Annotated in this window: 16 protein-coding genes, 1 other RNA gene and 3 pseudogenes; 6 read left to right on the top strand and 14 right to left on the bottom strand. The window is 69.2% G+C overall.

The annotated features are described in order from the left end of the window. Window positions 1–120 precede the first annotated feature (120 nt). Complete coding sequence (locus Aiant_RS26085; protein WP_212846521.1) at window positions 121–288, bottom strand: hypothetical protein; 168 nt, start codon at window positions 286–288, stop codon at window positions 121–123. A gap of 212 nt (window positions 289–500) precedes the next feature. Here Aiant_RS26085 and Aiant_RS26080 point away from each other — a divergent pair, with 212 nt between their 5' ends. After that, window positions 501–1,790, top strand: a complete 1,290-nt coding sequence (locus Aiant_RS26080) for an FtsK/SpoIIIE domain-containing protein (RefSeq protein WP_189329461.1) — start codon at window positions 501–503, stop codon at window positions 1,788–1,790. Window positions 1,791–1,988: 198 nt separating this feature from the next. Further along, window positions 1,989–3,017, top strand: a pseudogene (locus Aiant_RS47040) (recombinase family protein); the annotation flags it as partial. 613 nt (window positions 3,018–3,630) lie between these two features. Here Aiant_RS47040 and ssrA read toward each other — a convergent pair. The 9 genes from ssrA to pruA form a co-directional block, all read right to left on the bottom strand. Then, window positions 3,631–4,012: a transfer-messenger RNA gene (gene ssrA / locus Aiant_RS26065) on the bottom strand. Between the two features lie 30 nt (window positions 4,013–4,042). Then, entirely contained in the window at window positions 4,043–4,714 is a 672-nt protein-coding gene (locus tag Aiant_RS26060; RefSeq protein ID WP_189329460.1) for a cellulose binding domain-containing protein, read from the bottom strand. 74 nt (window positions 4,715–4,788) lie between these two features. Beyond that, complete coding sequence (smpB, locus tag Aiant_RS26055) at window positions 4,789–5,265, bottom strand: SsrA-binding protein SmpB (RefSeq protein ID WP_189329459.1); 477 nt, start codon at window positions 5,263–5,265, stop codon at window positions 4,789–4,791. Window positions 5,266–5,304: 39 nt separating this feature from the next. Then, on the bottom strand, window positions 5,305–6,555 hold the full coding sequence (locus tag Aiant_RS26050; RefSeq protein WP_189329458.1) for a M23 family metallopeptidase: 1,251 nt from the start codon (window positions 6,553–6,555) through the stop codon (window positions 5,305–5,307). Window positions 6,556–6,668: 113 nt separating this feature from the next. Then, window positions 6,669–7,544, bottom strand: coding sequence for a permease-like cell division protein FtsX (gene ftsX / locus Aiant_RS26045; RefSeq protein ID WP_189329457.1), 876 nt, complete (start codon window positions 7,542–7,544; stop codon window positions 6,669–6,671). 66 nt (window positions 7,545–7,610) lie between these two features. After that, on the bottom strand, window positions 7,611–8,291 hold the full coding sequence (gene ftsE / locus Aiant_RS26040; RefSeq protein ID WP_189329456.1) for a cell division ATP-binding protein FtsE: 681 nt from the start codon (window positions 8,289–8,291) through the stop codon (window positions 7,611–7,613). 140 nt (window positions 8,292–8,431) lie between these two features. Then, window positions 8,432–9,544 carry a peptide chain release factor 2 gene (gene prfB, locus Aiant_RS26035; protein WP_189329455.1) on the bottom strand — a complete coding sequence of 371 codons (1,113 nt, stop codon included), beginning with the start codon at window positions 9,542–9,544 and terminating at the stop codon, window positions 8,432–8,434. 52 nt (window positions 9,545–9,596) lie between these two features. Continuing rightward, window positions 9,597–10,112 carry a PadR family transcriptional regulator gene (locus Aiant_RS26030; protein WP_189329454.1) on the bottom strand — a complete coding sequence of 172 codons (516 nt, stop codon included), beginning with the start codon at window positions 10,110–10,112 and terminating at the stop codon, window positions 9,597–9,599. 281 nt (window positions 10,113–10,393) lie between these two features. Beyond that, window positions 10,394–12,022 carry an L-glutamate gamma-semialdehyde dehydrogenase gene (gene pruA, locus Aiant_RS26025; RefSeq protein WP_189329453.1) on the bottom strand — a complete coding sequence of 543 codons (1,629 nt, stop codon included), beginning with the start codon at window positions 12,020–12,022 and terminating at the stop codon, window positions 10,394–10,396. A 130-nt stretch (window positions 12,023–12,152) separates the two neighbouring features. Here pruA and Aiant_RS26020 point away from each other — a divergent pair, with 130 nt between their 5' ends. Then, a complete protein-coding gene (locus Aiant_RS26020) occupies window positions 12,153–13,097 on the top strand; it encodes a hypothetical protein (protein ID WP_189329452.1) in 945 nt (314 codons plus the stop codon). Here Aiant_RS26020 and Aiant_RS26015 read toward each other — a convergent pair. Then, window positions 13,094–13,624, bottom strand: a complete 531-nt coding sequence (locus Aiant_RS26015; RefSeq protein ID WP_189329451.1) for a DUF6912 family protein — start codon at window positions 13,622–13,624, stop codon at window positions 13,094–13,096. The genes Aiant_RS26020 and Aiant_RS26015 overlap by 4 nt on opposite strands. A gap of 148 nt (window positions 13,625–13,772) precedes the next feature. Here Aiant_RS26015 and Aiant_RS26010 point away from each other — a divergent pair, with 148 nt between their 5' ends. Both Aiant_RS26010 and Aiant_RS26005 read left to right on the top strand, forming a co-directional pair. Then, window positions 13,773–14,000: a helix-turn-helix transcriptional regulator gene (locus tag Aiant_RS26010; RefSeq protein WP_189329450.1), complete on the top strand. Its 228-nt coding sequence runs from the start codon at window positions 13,773–13,775 to the stop codon at window positions 13,998–14,000. A gap of 132 nt (window positions 14,001–14,132) precedes the next feature. Next, complete coding sequence (locus Aiant_RS26005; protein ID WP_229829893.1) at window positions 14,133–14,747, top strand: Rv3235 family protein; 615 nt, start codon at window positions 14,133–14,135, stop codon at window positions 14,745–14,747. A 564-nt stretch (window positions 14,748–15,311) separates the two neighbouring features. Here the strand turns inward: Aiant_RS26005 and Aiant_RS47035 are convergent. Together Aiant_RS47035 and secA are read right to left on the bottom strand one after the other, a co-directional pair. Beyond that, a pseudogene (locus tag Aiant_RS47035) lies at window positions 15,312–15,605 on the bottom strand (SEC-C metal-binding domain-containing protein); the annotation flags it as partial. Window positions 15,606–15,694: 89 nt separating this feature from the next. Beyond that, window positions 15,695–18,215: pseudogene (gene secA / locus Aiant_RS26000) on the bottom strand (preprotein translocase subunit SecA); the annotation flags it as partial. Window positions 18,216–18,399: 184 nt separating this feature from the next. Between secA and Aiant_RS25995 the strand changes: the two are divergent. Next, the gene (locus Aiant_RS25995) at window positions 18,400–19,491 is read left to right on the top strand and encodes a GNAT family N-acetyltransferase (RefSeq protein ID WP_189329448.1); all 1,092 of its coding nucleotides are present in this window, start codon (window positions 18,400–18,402) and stop codon (window positions 19,489–19,491) included. On the opposite strand, the gene hpf is transcribed toward Aiant_RS25995, so the two are convergent. Beyond that, window positions 19,475–20,092 (bottom strand): ribosome hibernation-promoting factor, HPF/YfiA family, encoded by a 618-nt coding sequence (gene hpf / locus Aiant_RS25990; RefSeq protein WP_189329447.1) that lies wholly within the window; start codon window positions 20,090–20,092, stop codon window positions 19,475–19,477. The genes Aiant_RS25995 and hpf overlap by 17 nt on opposite strands. Window positions 20,093–20,167 lie beyond the last annotated feature (75 nt).

The following is a 20,167-nucleotide window of genomic DNA, read 5'->3' as shown; positions in this document are numbered from 1 at the left end:
GGCGGAGCACATCGCCCTCTTCCTGCGGGCGCCCCTCTCAGCTGCTCGCGCTTGAGTACTGCACGGCGTTTGTAAGGACGCCACGGACGTTGTCCGTCGCCTCGCCCGATGATCGGGGTGTTAGGCGAGCAGGTCGCGGGCGCCTTGGCGCAGCAGCACGGCGGCCACGCTGGTGCCGAGGGTGACCGGGTCGGTAGCCCATTCGTGCACGTCCAGCACGGTTTTGCCGTCGAGGTTGATGGCCCGGGCGCGCAGGCTGATCCGCCCGTCGTGGGTCCTTGTCGCCACCGGCTTGGCGGTTGTCCTGACCGCACTTCGTGGTGCTCTCCGAGTCGAAGAGCGCGTCTACGCGGCGACCGTGATCGCGGTCGCCGGTGGCTGGCTCGCCGTCGACCGCGTTCGGCCCGGGTCAGAAGCCACTGCAAATCCTCCTGCTCGTCGCCATGGCTGTCTGCGCGATCCCTTGGTGGTCACACCGGCGCCGCCGAGCCCGTGTCCGAGTGGATCGCACCATGCAGGGGTGGCCTGACCTGGCCGAGCAAATCGGCCTTGCCGGGTCGCGGGTGATGTCCGCCGTGGTCGACGTATGGGGTTGGCGTGCCCGGATGACACTACGAGCAGGTCAAACGGTCGCGGACGTCCTCGCACAGGTACCCGCCATCGAGTCGGGACTCGGCACCCGCCCCGGAGCGGTCCGGGTCGAGCCAGATCCGGCACACGCCGGTCGGTTCGTCATGCGAGTGCTCGCCGAGGACCCGCACGCCAACGCCGTTCCATGGCGCGGCCCGACTGCCCGATCGGTGGCCGACCCCATCCGGCTCGGCGTCTTCGAGGACGCGGCCAACGTCGCGGTACCGATGCTGCGTCGGCACGTCCTGGTTGGCGGCATCGCGGGCGCTGGCAAGAGCGGCGTCCTCAACGTCATCATCGGCAACCTGGTCGCCTGCCCCGACGTCGTGCTCTGGGGCATCGATCTCAAGGGCGGCATGGAGCTACGTCCGTGGGTACCCTGCCTCGCCCGGCTGGCCACCACCCCGGCCGAGGCGGAGACGATGTTGCGCGACGCCGTCCGGGTGCTCGAAGCACGTGCCCGGGCGATGGCCGAATCGTCGTCGCGTCTCTGGATCCCCACCGAACGCACGCCAGCCCTGGTCATCGTGGTAGACGAGTACGCGGAACTGGCCGAGCAGTCCCCCGCCTCCGTCGAGTACGCGGACTCGATCGCCCGCCGTGGCCGCGCGCTCGCCGAGACGCTGCTCGCGGCGACCCAGCGCCCGACTCAGCAAGCCATGGGCAAGGGTGCCATCCGCTCACAGATGGACGTACGTATCTGCCTGCGCGTCCGTGAGCGCCGGGACACCGATCTGATCCTCGGTCAGGGCATGGGGGCCGCTGGTTGGCACGCGCACGACCTGGACGCGCCCGGCAAGTTCCTCGTCTCCGCCGAGGGCTTCAACCACCCACGTCGCGCCCGGGCCTACCTGGTGACTGACGACGATGTCCGCGCCACGGTCGAGCGCTACGCGGACGAGCGTCCGGCCCTTGATCGCCTATCCGCCGATGCCCTCACCAGTAGGGAGGTCTTCCAAGGCGAAGTCATCACCGGATCCGACCCCGAAGCCGCTCTCTGGGCTGCTCTCAACGAGGCACCCGAGCACGGGCTGTCCGTTTCTGAACTCATGCGAATCACCGGAATGAGGCGCACATGGATCTACGACCGACTCCAAGCTCACGCCACGCAGGTCAGCCGTGGGCGCTGGCGGATGCCCAGGGCCGAGTCCGGTGGATAGTCCGCGCGGACGTCCGTCCCCGCGCACGCGTCTGCGCAGCTACAGGCGCGGACGGACGGCGGACGGATGAACCAACGCGAGCCCCGCCGGAAGCGCCGACGTAGGCCCGTACGTGAGATCCGCATCGATCCCCAGATCCTCGCGAGAGTGCTCGTCACGATCATCGAGGAGATCACCCGCGACTGAGGAGGAACCGAGATGGCGCAGATTCCGCGCCAGCACGACCGGCCGGCGAGCACGCCCAAACGCGCATTCAGCTACCTGCGCGTCTCGTCGGCCGGGCAGGTCAATACCGACTACGACCCCGAGGGCATTTCGCTGCCCGCCCAGCGCGCGGCCATCCAACGCCGCGCCGCCGAGCTGGACGCCGAGATCGTCGCCGAGTTCGTCGAGCCCGGCCGCTCCGCGACGACGGTGGACGGCCGACCGGTCCTCCAGGAGATGATGGCCCGACTCAAGGCCGAGAAGAACGTGGACTACGTGCTCGTCTACGCGCGGTCCCGGCTGCACCGCAACAGCATCGACGCGGCGATCACCAAGCGGGACCTTCGCAACGCCGGTGCCACGCTGATCTCGGTCATGGACTACACCGAGGACTCGGCGATCGGCGACCTCGTCGCCACGGTGCTCGACGGGGTCAACGAGTATCAGTCCCGCGCGTCGGGAGCGGACATCGCGTACAAGGTGGGTCAGAAAATCGTCAGGGGTGGATCGGTTGGCCGCGCCCCGATCGGCTACCTCAACGTCCGGGAGACGTTCGAGGGACGCGAGGTGCGTACGATCGCCGTCGACCCGGTGCGCGGCCCGCTGGTCCGGATGGCGTTCGAGCTGTACGCCACCGGAACGTATGGATTCCATGCCCTGATCGCGACCCTGAGCGACGCCGGCCTTCGCACGAAGCCGACCAAGCGCTTCCCTGCCGGTACCCCGATCTCGCTGAACTCGCTCGGCAACCTGCTCCGCGACCGGTACTACCTCGGATACGTCTCCTACCGCGGAGTCGAGTACAAGGGCCGGCACGAACCGCTGGTCGAGCCCGAGGTCTTCGACCGGGTGCAGCACATGCTGGAGACCCGCCGAGCCGGTGGCGTCCGCGAGCGCACCCATAACCATTACCTCAAGGGCGTCGTCTGGTGTCACCGATGCCAGCGCCGCCTCATGATCATGCGGGGCAAGAGCCACACCGGCGACCTGCACTTCTACTACTTCTGCCGCGGGCGCCAGCAGCACGCTTGCGACCTGCCCTACCTGCCAGTTGCCCGAGTTGAGACGGCCGTGGTCGACAACTACGCGACGATCATGCTGCCCGCCGACCTCCGAGATGATCTCAGCTCCCGCATTGGTGAGGTGCTGTCTGAGTCAGCGGGGACCAGCGCCGAACTGCGTAGCCGGATCAAAGATCAACTCAAGACGCTCGACCGGCAGGAGGACCGGTTCCTCGACCTGGTCGGTGATCCGGACTGGCCGCAGGACAAGATCGGGGCGCGGCTGCGGAGGATCCGGGACGAACGGGATCGGCTGGCCCGGCAGCTCGACGACTCGGACACTCCGCGGCTCGATACGGCCGGCGAGACGATGCTCTACCTACTCGACCTGCTCGCCGACCCGCAGGAGCTGTACCGCCGGTGCAAGCAGCAGGGCCGGCGCGTACTCAATCAGGCGTTCTTCGCCAAGGTCTATTTCGATCACGACGAGGATGGACCGTTCGTCGCGGCTGATGAGCTGTCGGACCTGGTGTTGCCGCTGGTCAAGGAGGCCCGAAACGACAGCGGCGGCGCCATGGGCGCCGCCGCTGCGGGTGAACCGTCCCCCGCTCTCGCGGGTTCAAGTAGTCCTCCACTGGTGGAGGTGCCGGGAATCGAACCCGGGTCCTTCGTTGTTTTGTCAGGGCTTCTCCGAGCGCAGCTCACTATGTCCCTACTCGGCCCTCCGACTCACGTGAGCAAGTTCGGACGACGGGCCCAGTCACTGATTGATCTCGCCGCGCGGTCCCCGTGACCGGGACCGGTTGGCCAGCCTCCTAGCTGATGCCGGTAGCTGGGACGGAGGCGCTCCCAGACCGACAGACCACGCTACTCGCCTCAGGCGGCGAGAGCGTACTGGTCAGCGTCAAACTTAGAGTTGGCGCTTATAAGTTTCCGACGACCGATTCTCGAGACGACGTCGGCTTCCTCGGCTCGCTTCCCCTGTCTCCACGTACGAAGTCGAAACCAGTCACCCCCTGGATATTGGTACAGCCCGACAATCTTAGCTCACCCGGCGACAACCGCCACCGAGCACCCGGTCTGCTTGAGGTTCCGGTCGTTGGTCTCGCCCTGGAACCCGAGCCGGATGCTGGCGCCACCGGCCAGCGACGACTCGCTGGCGAGGGCGATCTGGGTGCCGCTGGAGGAGGCCGCCCGGGCGTTCCACGGGCCACCGGAGATCCGGACGCTGGTGGAGTACCCGATGGTCACCGTGAAGTTGTGGGCCGACGAGCCGGTGTTGGTCACCTTGACCCCGGCGATGAAGCCGGAGCCCCAGGAGCTGATCGAGCAGCTGACGGTCAGATCACGCGGGACCGGCGACGGCGAGGTCCTCGACGGCTGGGCGGACGGCGAGGCGGAACTCTTCGACGGCTTCGCGGACGGCGAGGCCGAGCTCTTCGAGGGCTTGGCGGAGGCCGACGGGGACGGCGAGGCCGACGACGACACCGAGGGCGACGGTGACGTCGGCGCCGCGGAGGAGAGTGCGGGCAGCGGGACGGTGGTCGACTCGACGGCCTGCAAGTCGGCCGAGGGCTGCACCATCACCGGGGTCTCGTCGGCGGACGCGGCGCCGCCGGCGCGCATCGCGATGAACACCACCAGGCCGACCAGGATGGCCGCGGCCAGGCCGAACACGCCTCGGGCGATGAAGAACTGGCGGTCTCTGTGCTTGGACAACGGCCGGTCTCCCCGGTGAAGAGTGGAGCAAGGAGCGAAGTGATCAACAAGCTTTGGCGGGGCAGAATACCCCGTCAGTTCATGCCTTTGGCACGGCGGCCCATCGCGCGGTTGATCTCGCGCTTGGCGTCCCGTTCCGCCATGTCCTGGCGCTTGTCGTAACTCTTCTTGCCCTTGGCGACGCCGAGCTCGACCTTCGCGTACCCGTTCTGGAAGTAGACCGAGAGCGGGACCAGGGTGACGCCGTCGTCGCGCAGCTTGCCCATCATCTTGTGGATCTCGTCGCGCTTCAGCAGCAGCTTGCGGACCCGGCGGGGCTCATGGTTGGTCCAGGTGCCCTGGGTGTACTCCGGGATGTGCATGCCGTGCAGGAAGATCTCGCCGTTGCTCTCGTGGCCGAACGCGTCGACCAGCGAGGAGCGGCCGGCGCGCAGCGACTTCACCTCGGTGCCGGTCAGCACCATCCCGGCCTCATAGGTCTCGAGGATGGTGTAGTCGTGGTACGCCTTGCGGTTCGAGGCGACGAGCTTGCGCCCCTGTTCGCGTGGCATACCTGCAGACCCCCGGGTGTGATCGATCGACCCAGAAGTCTAACAAAGGCACGAGGGCAGGTAGTTCAGCGGATTCCGGGGCGCTCCGCCGAACCGGGTCTCGAAGTGCAGGTGCGCCCCGGTCGACGCGCCGGTGGAACCGACCCTTCCGATGATCTCGCCCTGCCGGACGTACTCGCCGACGTGCACGAAGATCCGGGACTGGTGGCCGTAACAGGTGGAGAAGCTGGTACCGAGGACCCGGCCGTGGCTGATGCAGGTGTAGTTTCCGTATCCGCCGTTCCACCCGGCCTGGATCACCCGACCGGCCGCGGCGGCCCGGATCGGAGTGCCCGAACCGGCGGCGAAGTCGGTACCGGCGTGCAGCTGCCAGACTCGGTAGTACGGGTCGTACCGGTTGCCGTAGTCGCTGCTCTTCCAGCCGTGCACCGGCATCAGCAGCCGCCCGTGGTACCGCCCGCTGTACCCGGACCGGGTCTCCCAGCCGCGCATGCTGGAGCGCACCTTGCGCTCGGCGGCGAGCGCGGCCCGGTACTGGGCCAGCACGGTGGCGCGCTGGGCGTTCGCCGCGCTGAGCGCCGCCCGCCGGGACAGCACCAGTTGATAGACGTCGCGCCGGGCGCGCACCGCGTCGACCTGGGCGGACTGCGCGGCGCGCAGTTTGGCGGCCGCGTCGGCCTCGGCGACCTCGGCCGCCTGCCTGGCCGCGCCGGCCCGGTCCTGGGCGGCCCGGGCCTCCCGGCGTGCCCCGATCAGCCGCCGCACGTCGTCGTTCTCCTGCCGGACCAACTGGTCGACCAGGCTCATCCGGTCCATCATGTCGGCCGGACCGGTCGCCGAGACCAGCAGGTTGAGCCGGGAGACCGAGCCGCCCATGTAGCTGGACCGGGCGATGCCGGCGACCCGCTCCCGGGCGGCGGCCACCCGTGCCTGGGCGGCCGCCCAGTCCTCGGCGATCCGCTGGTAGCTCTGCCGGGCGGCGTCGGCACGCTCGCGGGCGGTGTCCGCCTCGACCCGGGTGGCGATGACCACGCCGCGGGCGGCGGCCACCCGATGCTGGGCGGCCGGCAGGGCGGCCGAGGCCAGGGCGAGACGACGGGCGGCGAGGCGGGCGGTGTCGCCGGCGTTCTCCAGCAGCGCCTCGGCGCGGCGCACCGCCGCGGCGGCCCGGTCGGCGTCGTCGCGATCGGTCCGGGACGCCGCCACGGCCGGGGCGGGCACGACCACGGTGAGCGCGCTGAGCAGGCAGAGGGCGGCGGCCAGGAAGGGATTCGGGCGACGGTACCTCACAGGGAGTCACCGTACTCTGACTAATCGCCCGCAATACCGCAAACTGCCCCGAAGACCCCGAAGGCCGCTACCCAGGTGGGGTAGCGGCCTTCGTACGCAAAGCTCCTGAAGGGTTAGACCTTGAGGTAGAAGCGGAGGGTGACCCAGGCGGTCACCGCGCTGACCAGCGCGCCGACGCCGGCGAGCAGGGGCAGCATCAGCCAGACGTTGCCGGCGGGCACCGGCGTCAGGATCGCGGTCAGGGCCTGGAGCTTGTTGTCCAGCAGGACGACCTTGCCGATGAACAGCGCGATGAAGCCGAGGATCGAGCCGATCAGGCCGGCGACCACCGCCTCCAGGACGAACGGCGCCTGGATGAACCAGTTCGAGGCGCCGACCAGCTTCATCACCGCGACTTCCCGGCGCTTGCTGTACGCGGCGACCTGGATGGTGTTGCCGACCAGCAGCAACGCGGCGAAGGCCATCACCGCCGCGACGACGAGGGACATCAGCTGGACCGAGTTGAAGATGTTGAACACCTTCTGGAGCAGCTCGCGCTGGTCGATGATCCGCTGAATGCCCTGCTCGCCCTCGAGGGTCTTGGCGAACTGGTCGTAGCTCTCCGGGTTCTTCAGCTTCACCCGGTAGGACTCGGGCAGGCTGTTCACGTTGACCGCGGCGACGAAGTCGGGCGAGTCGGCGTAAAGCACCTTGAAGCGCTCGAGCGCCTGCTCCTTGGTCTCGTAGGAGCTCTCCTTGACCAGCGGGCTCTCGTCGATCTTCTGCTTGATCGCCTGGCGCTGACCGTCGGTGACATTGTCGACCAGGAAGATCGAGACCTCGATCTCGCCGTAGTAGAAGTCCTTCATACGGTCGACCTGGAGATACATCAGCACGCTGGCACCAAGCATGGTCAGCGAGACCGACATGGTGATGATCATGGCGACCGACATGGTGACGTTTCGCCACAGGCCCACCAGGACCTCGTTGAGGACATACTTCACGCGCATCGGGGGGATCCTTCCGGGACTCCGCGTGTCACAGGTTCAGCGTTGGTTGGGATGACGGAGCCGGTCTCAGCCGTAAACACCGCGCGCCTGGTCACGGACGATCCGCCCGCTCTCGATCTCGATGACCCGGCGGCGCATCTGGTTGACGATGTTGGAGTCGTGCGTGACCATCACGACGGTCGTGCCGGTCCGGTTGATCCGGTCCAGCAGCCGCATGATCTCGATCGACGTGTCCGGGTCGAGGTTACCCGTGGGCTCGTCGGCGAGCAGGATCAACGGACGGTTCACGAACGCCCGGGCGACCGCGACACGCTGCTGCTCACCACCGGAGAGCTCGTGCGGGTAGCGGTGCTCCTTGCCGCCGAGACCGACCAGCTCGAGCACCTCGGGAACGACGCGCCGGGCGACGGCCTTGGTCTTGCCGATCACTTCAAGGGCAAACGCGACATTTTCGTACGCGGTGCGGTTGGGCAGCAGACGGAAGTCCTGGAAGACGCAGCCGATCGAGCGACGGAACTGCGGGATCTTCCAGGAGCGCAGCGAAGTGACGTCCTTGGCGTTCACCACGACCTTGCCGCGTGTCGCCTGGACCTCCTTCAGCAGCAGCTTGATGATCGTCGACTTGCCAGAACCGGAGGGGCCGATGAAGAAGACGAACTCACCCTTCTCGATCCCGACGCTGACATTGTCCAACGACGGCCGAGACGCCTTCGGATACGTCTTCGTCACGTTCTCGAGCTGAATCACGGGACTGGAGTCTACGCGGTGTAACGAAATCGCCAAGTCCGCTGGGGTCGGGAATCTTCGCCACCTGCGGCAACAGCAAAACTGAACGACTCCCACCTGACCGAGCGCTCAGGTGGGGTCGCTCACCGTGATGAATCTAGCTAGGCGGACGCCTGATTCTGCTTCCGCCAACGGATACCCGCCTCGATGAAGCCGTCCACGTCGCCGTCGAAGACCGACGAAGGGTTGCCGGTTTCGTACTCAGTACGCAAATCCTTCACCATCTGGTAGGGGTGCAGCACGTACGAACGCATCTGATCCCCCCACGATCCGGTGGTGTCCTGCTTCAGATCGGCCATCTTGGCCGCCTCTTCCTGGCGCTTGCGCTCCAGGAGGCGGGCCTGGAGCACCCGCATGGCGGCCGCTTTGTTCTGCAACTGCGACTTCTCGTTCTGACAGGAGGCCACGATGCCGGTCGGGATGTGGGTCAGCCGGACCGCCGAGTCGGTGGTGTTGACGCTCTGCCCACCGGGGCCGGACGACCGGTACACGTCGACGCGGATCTCGTTCTCCGGGATGTCGATGTGGTCGGTCTGCTCCACCACCGGCATCACCTCGACCCCGGCGAAGCTGGTCTGCCGGCGGCCCTGGTTGTCGAACGGGCTGATCCGGACCAGCCGGTGGGTGCCCGACTCGACGCTCAGGGTGCCGTACGCATAAGGCACCTTGACCGTGAAGGTGGCCGACTTGAGGCCGGCCTCCTCCGCGTACGACGTGTCGTAGACCTCGGTCGGGTAGCCGTGCCGCTCCGCCCACCGCAGGTACATCCGCATCAGCATCTCGGCGAAGTCGGCCGCGTCGACCCCGCCGGCGCCGGCCCGGATCGCGACCAGCGCCTCGCGGGAGTCGTACTCCCCGGAGAGGAGGGTGCGGACCTCCATCTCCTCGATCGCCTTGGACAGCGTGGCGATCTCGCTGCCGACCTCGTCGATCGAGTCGGTGTCACCCTCCGCCTCGGCCATCTCCAGCAGCAGGCCGGCGTCGTCGAGCCGGGAGCGCAGCCGCTCCAGCTTGGAGATCTCTCCCGCGACGTACGACAGACGGCTGTTGACCTCCTGCGCGTAGGCCTGGTCGTCCCAGAGGTCCGGGGCGGAGGCCTGCTCCTCGAGCTCCGTCTTGTCGCGCCGCAGCTTGTCGACGTCCAAGACGTTCTCGATGTTGCGGAGGGTGGCGTCGAGCGCTTTGAGTTGCTCAGGGAAGTCGGCAGCGGTCACGACACTCAAGAATACGCTTCCCGGCCAGCTCACTGGCCGGGGCGTCGGCAACTCATTCGGACGGAACGGTCTTCAGCCAGGTGAGCGCCGCCTTGTGATAGGCGACGGCGAACTCCAGGGCGGCCGCGCCGTACGGATCACCGTTCTTCTTCACTTCCTTGGCCTGGTCCTTCGCCATCGCCAGCGCCTCCGAGTGGTACTGGTTCGCATTGGTGTAGAGCGTCTTCAGCTGGTCCTCACTGTGCTGCTGGCCGAAGGCGACCCGCAGCGCGACCGGGTTGCGCAGCGCGTCACGGCCAGGTGTCTCGGTGAGCCAGCGGCTGAAGGCGCGCTTTCCCGAGGCGGTGATCGCGTAGGGCTGACTGGAACGTGGGCCCGGCTTGCCGAGGCGGACATACCCCATTTCGGCCAGTACGGGCAATTCGCGGTAGACCTGGCTCCGCGTCATCGACCAGTAGGGCCCGAGGCGGCGTTCGGCAGCCGCCATGAGCTGTCCGCCGGTCATCGGCCCCTCGTGAAGCAGGCCGAGCAAGGCGGCAGCCGTGGGATTGATCTGGAAGTCGGGCATGCCTTCTAAGCTGCCACTTTGTCGCAGCCACGTCCAGGATTTCGCACGATCCGTCCAGTTTGCGCCTCCACAAACGACTGTCCCGCACAGACAGTCCGACAACGAGCGCCCAGACTGGGCGTTTCGCGCGCCGGAACCCGCGTGACCAGCTAAAATGGAGCAGCTATTCGGTCAGACAGGCAGGCCGAGGCAGGAAACGCCCATTTCTGCGCGAGTCGCCCTGCACATTCGGACATTCTTGTCCAACCACCCCACCCGTCGCCCTGAAGCGGACTGACGGCTCATCCCATGTGGGGGTACTCCCAAGCCGTAGGAGCGTCGAACGTCTCCTTGAGAGTTCGCGGCGAGACCCACCGGTGCAGATTCAAGATCGAACCGGCCTTGTCGTTGGTCCCGCTTCCCCGCGCGCCGCCGAACGGTTGCTGCCCGACCACCGCACCGGTCGGCTTGTCGTTGATGTAGAAGTTGCCCGCCGTGAACCGCAGCGCCCGCTGCGCCCAGGCCACCGCCGCCCGGTCGGTCGCGAAGATCGACCCGGTCAGCGCGTACGGCGAGGCGCCGTCGGCCTGCTCCACCACGGACCGGAAGTCGTCGTCCGGATAGACGTGCACGGCCAGGATCGGTCCGAAGAACTCGGTGGTGAACACCTCGTGCGTCGGATCGGTGCACTCCACCAGGGTCGGCGCGACGAACCAGCCCTCGGTGTCGTCCGCGGTGCCACCGGCCAGCACGGTGCAGGAGGCGCTGTTCTTGATCCGGTCCAGGGCGGCGGCGAGCCGGGCGAACGATCGGTCGTCGATCACCGCACCGCCGAAGACGGACAGGTCGGTGACGTCGCCGTACCGGATCGAGGCGACCGCGGCGGCGAGCCGGTCCCGCAGGCCGGCCTCCCAGAGCCCGCGCGGGATGTAGGCGCGGGACGCGGCGGAGCACTTCTGGCCCTGGTACTCGTACGCACCGCGGACCAGCGCGGCGAACAGCGCGTCCGGGTCCGCGCTCGGATGGGCGACGACGAAGTCCTTGCCCCCGGTCTCGCCGACCAGCCGCGGATACGACCGGTACTTCGCGATGGTGGCGCCGACGGTCGCCCACAGCTTCTGGAAGGTCGCCGTCGACCCGGTGAAGTGGATCCCGGCGAGCGCCGGGTGGGCCAGTGCCACCTCGGACACCGCGAGCCCGTCGCCGGTCACCATGTTGATCACACCGGGCGGCAGCCCGGCCGCCTCGAACAACCGCATGGTGAAGTGCGCGGCGAACTGCTGGGTCGGCGACGGCTTCCAGACCACAGTGTTGCCCATCAGCGCCGGGGCGGAGGGCAGGTTGCCGGCGATCGCGGTGAAGTTGAACGGCGTGATCGCGTAGACGAAGCCCTCCAGCGGGCGGTGGTCGAACCTGTTCCACACTCCCGGCGCCGACTCCGGCTGCTCGGCCAGCAGCCGCTCGCCGAAGTGCACGTTGAACCGCAGGAAGTCGATCAGCTCGCAGGCCGCGTCGATCTCCGCCTGGTAGCAGGACTTGGACTGGCCCAGCACGGTGGCCGCGTTCAGGGTGTCCCGCCAGCCGGCCGAGAGCAGCTCGGCGGCGCGCAGGAAGATCGCCGCCCGCTCGCTGAACGGCAACTCCCGCCAGCCCGGCGCGGCAAGCTCGGCCGCCTCGACCGCGGCCGCCGCGTCGGCGCGCGACGCGTTGCCGGTCACCCCGAGCACCTCGTGCCGCCGGTGCGGCTGCACCACCTCGATCGCCGGCCCGTCGGCCATCCGCTGCCGGCCGCCGATCGTCATGGTCAGTTCCGGTCGCTCGCCGCGCAGCGCGGTGATCCGGGCCGCCAGCGAGGCTCGCTCCGGACTGCCGGGTGCGTAGCCACGGACCGGTTCGTTGCGGGGGGTGGGCACGGTGAACTGTGCGTCCATTCCTGCTCCTCGACCTTGTGAGGGTGGTGGGAGGCCCGCGCCGGGGTCGCCGGGCGCCTGTCCGTCCATCCTCGCACCGGGACGGACGGCCGGTCCGGTCCGCGCAGGTTCGCCGGTTACCCTGACCCCCATGACCGACCCCGAGCGCCAGTCCGCACCGGAGACCCGCGAGGTCTCGCGGCTCACCGCGACCCTGCTGGCGGTTGCCGCGCTCGTCTGGACAGCCGGGATGCTGCTGTCCGCACGCGTCAAGATCACTGGTTGGGCGTCCGCCGAGATGGAGGTCACCTCGACGGCCTACGCGCTGCCCGGCGTCGTCGCCGCGGCGATCGTCGCCGGCGCCGCCGTCGCCCTGCTGGTGCTCACGCTGGTCAGCGGCCGCCGCACGCTCGGCGCCACCACGCGGTTCGCCGTCGGCACCGGCAGCGGCCTGCTCGTCGGGGTGCTCTGCGCGCTGCCGATCGTCACGATCAACACGGAGGGCACCATCTACGCCGCGGTCGGCGGCACGCTCGCCGCGGCCGCCACCCTCGGCGGCGCGCTGGCCGGTTTCCGGATCCCCCCGGTGATCGCCGCCGCCGGCTGGGCGACGCTCGGCGTCTTCCTGATCGGCTCGGTGCTCAACACCAAGCAGATCCAGAACCAGCTGCTCAACCTGCTGGGAAACGATTCGACCGAGGCTGCGGCAAACGCCAATCAATACTTTTCGTACGCCCAGTCCGCGCTGAGCGGCCTGGCCGCCGGCCTGATCGCGTTCGCCGTCCTGCGCCGCGCCCGCCGCCGGACCGGCGCCGACCTGCGCTGGCCGTTCTACCTGATCGCGGGCGCCGGCGCGGGCGTGCTCTCGGTGATCGCCGAGGTGCTGACCCGGACCGCCGGCGCGCAGGTGCTGAACCTGGCCGGCAAGGTCAGCGAGCTGGAGCGGTCGGTGCAGCAGATCCTCAGCGCCAACCGGCTCAACAGCGCGCTGATCGTGCTCTTCCTCGGGGCGTTCACCGCGATGGTCGCGTTCGGCCGGACCCTCTCGCCCGCGCCCGACGAGGACGAGGACGAGGACGTCCCGGTCACGCCCTAGAGCAGCTCGTCCAGCTCGGAGACGGCGTACCACTCCAGCTCGTGGTCCTCGGCGCCGTCGACGGTGAACTGCGCGTCCGGGTCGCCGGCCAGCGCCTCCTCGACCACCTCGGCGGCCGCCGCGACCGCCTCCACCGCCTCGGCGCCGTCCACATGGATGCTCGCCACCTGCTCCATCCGCACCGGCTCGGGCAGCCGCACCGTGCTCGACCCCAGCTCGACGTCCTCCCGGACCAGCCCGGACGCCGGCAGGTCGGCGGAGACCACCACCCGGCGCCGGGGCGCGGCGCCGTCGTGCCGGAGCAGTTGGAGGGCGCCCTGGGCGGCCCGGGTGAAGGCCACGTACTCCAGCTCCTCCTCGTCGCCCTCGGCGTACCACTCGCGCAACGCGGGCGTCACGGCGTGCGCCTCGACGGCCCCCTCGCCGAGCCGGCCCTCCGCCCGCAGGACCGCCAGCATCGGCAGGGTGGCCGGCACGTAGACCCGGACCAGCTCGGTGATCGGCACGTTCTCCTCCAGCTTCGCCATCCCGGTCAGTACACCGCCGCCGCGGGCCGGGCGAGGCTCATTCCACCAGGCGTCTCCGGATCGTGGACACCCGGGAGTCCGGACCGGCCTCCGGCGGCAAACGGTGGCAAACTCAAGCTGCCGGAACGATCGAGGGTGGGAGGGCACGGTGGAGGCCCGGTTCCTGTTGCTGTCCGACGTGGCGGCCGAGCTGAACGTCTCGGACTCGCAGGTCTATCACATGGTGCGCAGCGGCGAGCTGCCGGCGATCAAGATCGGTGGCCGCGGCCAGTGGCGGGTCGAGCGGGCCAAGCTGGAGGAATACATCCAGGGGAAGTATGCGGAGACCGCCGCCTGGGTGCGGGAGAACCCGCTCACCGAGCGCGAGCCGGAGTGAGCGGATCGCTCCTTTTGCAGGTTTTTCCGGATGCCTTCGGCCCGGTTGACCCCTCGTCCCGGACGGGAGAAGACTGAGGCAGTCGAAAGCAAACGAGGCCAAACGCAAGGATTGGCGGTGGAGATGCGATCGGTGGTTCAGGTTGCGCCCGCCGGGTCGCGGCCGACGGTTCGCCTGCGCCCGGTTCTTCGGTACGACCCCCCGTTCGACGACGAGGTGACGCCCCCGACGTGGTCGTCCACCCAGCAACTGGCCCTGGAGTGGCCCCGCCCGGTCCGGCGATCCTCGGCCGGCCCACCGCTGCCCGAGCCGCCTCCAGCCGACGGTGGGTCGCAGGAGCCGGCCGCCCCGGCGGCCACGGCGGCGCCCGTGGTGACCGGGCCGTCCGGGGACGCGCGGCTGGCGGTGAAGCGGTTCGTGCACCTGTGCGTCGAGGTGCTGAACGGTTACCGGCCGGCGGCCCACCTGCGCCGGCTGTCGCTGCCGGCCGACGCGGCCGACGTGGTGGCTCAGGGTGTTGCCGGGGCCCGGCGGGTCGCTCAGTTGCGGCGCGCCCGGCGGCCCGGCGATCGGCGTGGGCAGCGGCCGTCGCCGGTCGCGGTGCTCAGGGTCAATCTCTGCGAGCCACGGCACGGGGCGGTCGAGGCGGCGATCGCGCTGGTCACCGGGGAGCGGACGTGGGCCATGGCGTTGCGCCTGGAGTTGCACGACGACAACTGGTGCGCCACCACTCTCCGCCTCGTCTGAGGCCGGACCGGTCCCCCGGCCGGGGCAGGAGCGACGCGGCGGCCCGGGCCGGCAAGGAAGCGACGCGGCGGCCCGGGCCGGCAAGGAAGCGACGCGGCGGCCCGGGCCGGCAAGGAAGCGACGCGGCGGCCCGGGCCGGCAAGGAAGCGACGCGGCGGCCCGGGCCGGCAAGAGAGCGACGCGGCCCGAGCCAGGGCCGGAACAACACGGCCCGGATCAGGCCGGAGCGACGCGGGCTCGGGCCGGCACGAAGCGACGAGCTCCGGGCCGGCACGAAGCGACGGACGCAACCCGGGCCGACACGAAGCGAAGGCGGCGCGGGTCCGCTCGCGCACAGGACAGCAGGGCACCCACCCGGGCGGTCACTGAGCGAAGACGGCGCGGGTCCGCTCCCGCACAGGACAGCAGGGCACGCACCCGGGGCGGTCACTGAGCAGTGGAGGCGGTGGCCGTTCTGGGTTCCACAACGCCGGAAAGCCCGCACGACCGCGGCGCAAACAGCGCCGCCCGGCGCCGACCTGATGGTTCAGGTCCGCGCCGGGCGGTTTCCGGACTGCTGCGGGATCAGGCGGCTCCGCCGGGAGCGCCGTGGCACCGCTTGTACTTCTTGCCCGAGCCGCAGTAGCACGGCGCGTTCCGCGACGGGCCGTTCGACTCGGAGGACTGCGGGGCCGCGTGCCGGCCGGCGCGGGTGTGCGCCGGGCTGGCCGGGACCGGCGAGTTGCCCGGGCCGAAAGCGGACGGCTGCTGCTGGATCACCGGGGTGCCGGCACCCGCCTCGCCGTCGATGGCCGGCGCGGTGTACTGGAGGTTCTGCGGACGGTTGCCGCCGCCGAGCCCCTTGGCCCGCACCTCGACGTGCTCGTGCGACTCCTCGACCGGCGCGTCGTCCGGCACCTCGCCGACCGTGGGCAGCTCGAAGGCCTGGGACGGGTCGACCGTGATGGTGGGCTGCTCCTCGACCTGGACCTCCAGGTTGAAGACGAAGCCGACGGCCTCCTCCTTGATGCCCTCCATCATCTGGTTGAACATGTCGAAGCCCTCGCGCTGGTACTCCACGACCGGGTCGCGCTGCGCGTAGGCCCGCAGGCTGATGCCCTCCTGGAGATAGTCCATCTCGTAGAGGTGTTCACGCCACTTGCGGTCGATCACCGCGAGCAGCACCTGCCGCTCCAGCTCCCGGACGGCCTCGGAGCCCAGCTCCTCCTCGCGGGCCGCGTAGGCGGCCTGCGCGTCCTGCCGGAGCTGCTCGATCAGGAACTCCTGGTCGATCGCGTTGCGCTCGCCGCCGGACTCCTCGATCAGGTCCTCGATGGTGAGGGTGACCGGGAAGAGCCGCTTCAGGTTCGTCCAGAGCTGCTCCAGGTCCCAGTCCTCGGCGTAGCCCTCCGAGGTGGCGACCGTGACGACGTCGGTGATCACGTCGTCGATCATGCTGGTGATCTGGTCGTGCATGTCCTCGCCGTCGAGCACCCGCTTGCGCTCGGCGTAGATGACCTGCCGCTGCTTGTTCATCACCTCGTCGTACTTCAGCACGTTCTTCCGGATCTCGGCGTTCTGCGCCTCGATCTGGGTCTGCGCGCTGCGGATCTGCCGGGTCACCATCTTGGACTCGATCGGCACGTCCTCGGGGATGTTGAACCGCTCCATGACGGCCTCGACCGCGCCGGCCCGGAACCGCTTCATCAGGTCGTCCTGGAGCGACAGGTAGAACCGGGACTCGCCCGGGTCACCCTGCCGGCCGGAGCGGCCGCGGAGCTGGTTGTCGATCCGGCGGGAGTCGTGCCGCTCGGTACCCAGCACGTAGAGACCACCGGCGGCCTGCACCTCGGCCTGCTCCACGTCGCAGGCCTCCTTGACCTGCGGGAGCACCTCCTCGAGGGCCTTCGCGTACTCCTCCGGGTTCTCCGCCGGGTCGAGGCCGCGCTGGGCCAGCTCCTGGGCGGCGAGGAAGTCCGGGTTGCCGCCGAGCAGGATGTCGGTGCCGCGGCCGGCCATGTTGGTGGCGACCGTGACCGCGCCCTTGCGCCCGGCCTGGGCGATGATCGTGGCCTCCTGCGCGTGGAACTTCGCGTTCAGCACGCTGTGCGGGATGCCGCGGCGGCGCAGCAGGGTGGAGAGGATCTCCGAGTTCTCCACCGAGACCGTGCCGACCAGGACCGGCTGGCCGGTGGCGTGCCGCTCGGCGATGTCCTCGATGACCGCGTTGAACTTGGCCTTCTCGGTCTTGTAGATGACGTCCGGGTGGTCGATCCGGATCATCGGGCGGTGCGTCGGGATGGTCACCACGCCGACCTTGTAGACGCTGTTGAACTCGCCGGCCTCGGTCTGCGCCGTACCGGTCATGCCGCCCAGCTTCTTGTAGAGGCGGAAGTAGTTCTGCAGGGTGACGGTCGCCAGGGTCTGGTTCTCCTGCTTGACCTCCACCCCCTCTTTCGCCTCGATGGCCTGGTGCATGCCCTCGTTGTAGCGGCGGCCGTGCAGGATGCGGCCGGTGAACTCGTCGACGATCAGGACCTCGCCCTCGGGGCTGACGATGTAGTCCTTGTCGCGCTTGTAGAGCTCCTTGGCCTTGATCGCGTTGTTCAGGTAACCGACGAGCGGGGTGTTCACCGACTCGTACAGGTTGTCGATGCCGATCCGGTCCTCGACCTTGGCGACGCCGCGCTCGGTGATCGCCACCGTGCGCTTGGCCTCGTCGACCTCGTAGTCGCCGGCGCCGTCCTTGCCCTTCTCCAGCCGCTTGACGATGGCGGCGAACTCGCCGTACCACCGGGCCGAGTGCTCGGCCGGGCCGGAGATGATCAGCGGGGTCCGGGCCTCGTCGATCAGGATCGAGTCCACCTCGTCGACGATCGCGAAGTTGTGGCCCCGCTGCACCAGCTCGTCCTTCGACCAAGCCATGTTGTCGCGCAGGTAGTCGAAGCCGAACTCGTTGTTCGTCCCGTAGGTGATGTCGCACTGGTAGGCGGCGCGGTGCTCGGCGGCCGGCCGGTTCGGCAGGATGACGCCGACGGTGAGGCCGAGGAAGACGTGCACCCGCCCGACCCACTCGGCGTCACGCTGGGCGAGGTAGTCGTTGACCGTGATGATGTGCACGCCGTCGCCGCTCAACGCGTTGAGGTACGCCGGGAACACGCCGGTCAGGGTCTTGCCCTCACCGGTCTTCATCTCCGGGATGTTGCCGAAGTGCAGCGCGGCGCCGCCCATCAGCTGAACGTCATACGCCCGCTGGCCGAGGACGCGCTTGGCGCCCTCACGAGCCACGGCGAACGCCTCCGGCAGCAGCGAGTCGAGCGACTCGCCGTCGGCATACCGCTCCTTGAACTGCTCCGTGCACTCGCGCAACTCGTCGTCGGTGAGGTCGACGTAGTCATCCTCGATCGAGTTGACCGCGTCCGCGATCGACTTGAGCCGGCGCACCATGCGGCCTTCGCCGGCACGGAGGATCTTTTCCAATATCGACACGGGTCAGCGCTCCCCTAGACAGTCTGCCCAGCCATCGTAGGCACCTTCTCCGGAAGCCTGTGACCCGAGCCTCCCGCCAAACTCACAAAAGGGACTGAACGGGGCAGGAAGTTCGCTGACAGCGCAGTCGGCAGGGCGTTGAAACGTGTTTCGCGCCCGGGCGCGTCTGCGGAAGGATGGCCCGGTGGATCAGGACAACGGGGTACACCTGCGCGCGGCCGGCCCGCACGACGAGGCCGCGCTCGCCGCGGCACGCGACGATCGGCTCGGCCGCCGGTTCCTGCCGCGCGGCACGACCGAGAGCAGCGGTTTTGCGTACGCGATAAGCGCCGGAGGCGCCCGCGGTCCGGTCGGCGCCGTGGAGCTGGACCATCTGCTGCCCGATCTCGGCACGGCGCAGGCCCGGTTCTGGGTCGGGCCGCCGGCCCGGCGGCGGGGCGTCGCGACCGCCGCGCTGCGCGCCCTGAGTGAGCAGGTTTTCGCCGGGATGCCCGGGATGCCCCGGTTACAGCGCCTGGAGTTGCTGATCCACCAGGACAATCCGGTGGCCCAGCGGGTCGCGCTGGCCGCCGGTTACCTGCGCGAGGGCGAGCGGCGCGGCGCTTTGCCGAACCCGGCGGGCGGGTTCGACGACGTGGTGGTCTACGCCCGGCTGGCCGGCGACTCCGGCGAGCCGGTCGAGCGGCTGCTGCCCGACCTGCCGGGCGGCGAGCTGACCGACGGGGTGGTGACGCTGCGCCCGCTCGGCGAGGACGATCGGGGCTTTTACGCCGCGCTGCACGGCGAGCCGGACGTGGTGGCGACCAGCGTGCCGCCGGTGCCGCCGAGCCCGGAGGAGGTGCACCGGCGGTGTTTCTGGGCGGCCGCGCAGTGGCTGGCCGGCCACCGGGCCGACCTGGTCGTGGTGGACGTCGCGAGCGGCGCCGCGGCCGGCCAGATCTCGTTGTACTACCAGGAGCCGCGCACCGCGCAGGCGATGATCGGGTACAGCATGCTGCCCGCGTACCGCGGGCGCGGCCTGGCCACCCGGGCCGCCAAACTGCTGGCGCTGTGGGTGTTCGCGGAGACCGGGATCGCCCGGCTGATCGCGGGCACGCTTCCGGACAACGTGGGATCGCAACGGGTGCTGGAGAAAGCCGGGTTCCGGCGGGAGGCGTACCTGCGCTCCCGGCTGCCCGGTGTGGCCGGCACCCGTTACGACGACGTCCAGTTCGTGTTGTTCGCCGAAGACCTGCTGCGACAGGCCTCCGGCGGGGAACTCACACAGCCAGGCTGAGAATCCCGTAGTCGTAGCCTCGACGGCGATAGACGACGCTTGGCCGGCCGCTCTCCTTGTCCTGGAACAGATAGAAGTCGTGTCCGACGAGTTCCATCTGGAAGAGCGCGTCATCGACGGTCATCGGCTCGCCGGAGTGCTCTTTCTCGCGAACGATGCGCCATGGCTGGTTCTCGTCGTGCTCGGTGAGGTCGTCGACCTCTGGCTCGGCGGTCAGCGTGGCGGTGCCACCCCTGGTCAGGTCGGTGGGAAGGTTCGCGGTGGCGGCGGCGACCGAGACCGGCGCGTGCCGTCCGCGGTGGACGCGGCGCCGGTCGGCAGAGCGGCGCAATCGGGCGTCCAGTTTGTTGATGGCGCAGTCCAGAGCTGCGTAGAAATCCTGTGCCTGAGCCTCGGCGCGGACCACCGGTCCCTTGGTCATGACGGTGATCTCGACCCGCTGGCAGGTGTCGGACTGGCGCGGGTTGCGTTCGTGGAACAGCTCCACGTCGACCCGCATCAGCTTCTGGTCGTATCGTTCGACCTTGCTCAGCTTGTCGGCGACATGCTCTCGATAGTGGTCGGGAACCTCTACGTTGCGGCCCTTGACGACAATGTCCACTCGTGACCTCCCCCAACGTGATGATCGTGGGGCGCCGGTGTCCGGCGCATCGTGTTGCCTGAGAAGGACGCCGCT

The organism is Actinoplanes ianthinogenes (assembly GCF_018324205.1).
Classification (GTDB): domain Bacteria; phylum Actinomycetota; class Actinomycetes; order Mycobacteriales; family Micromonosporaceae; genus Actinoplanes; species Actinoplanes ianthinogenes.
The sequence above is the reverse complement of the archived record's forward strand: the minus strand, read 5'-3'. Positions and strand labels throughout refer to the sequence as shown.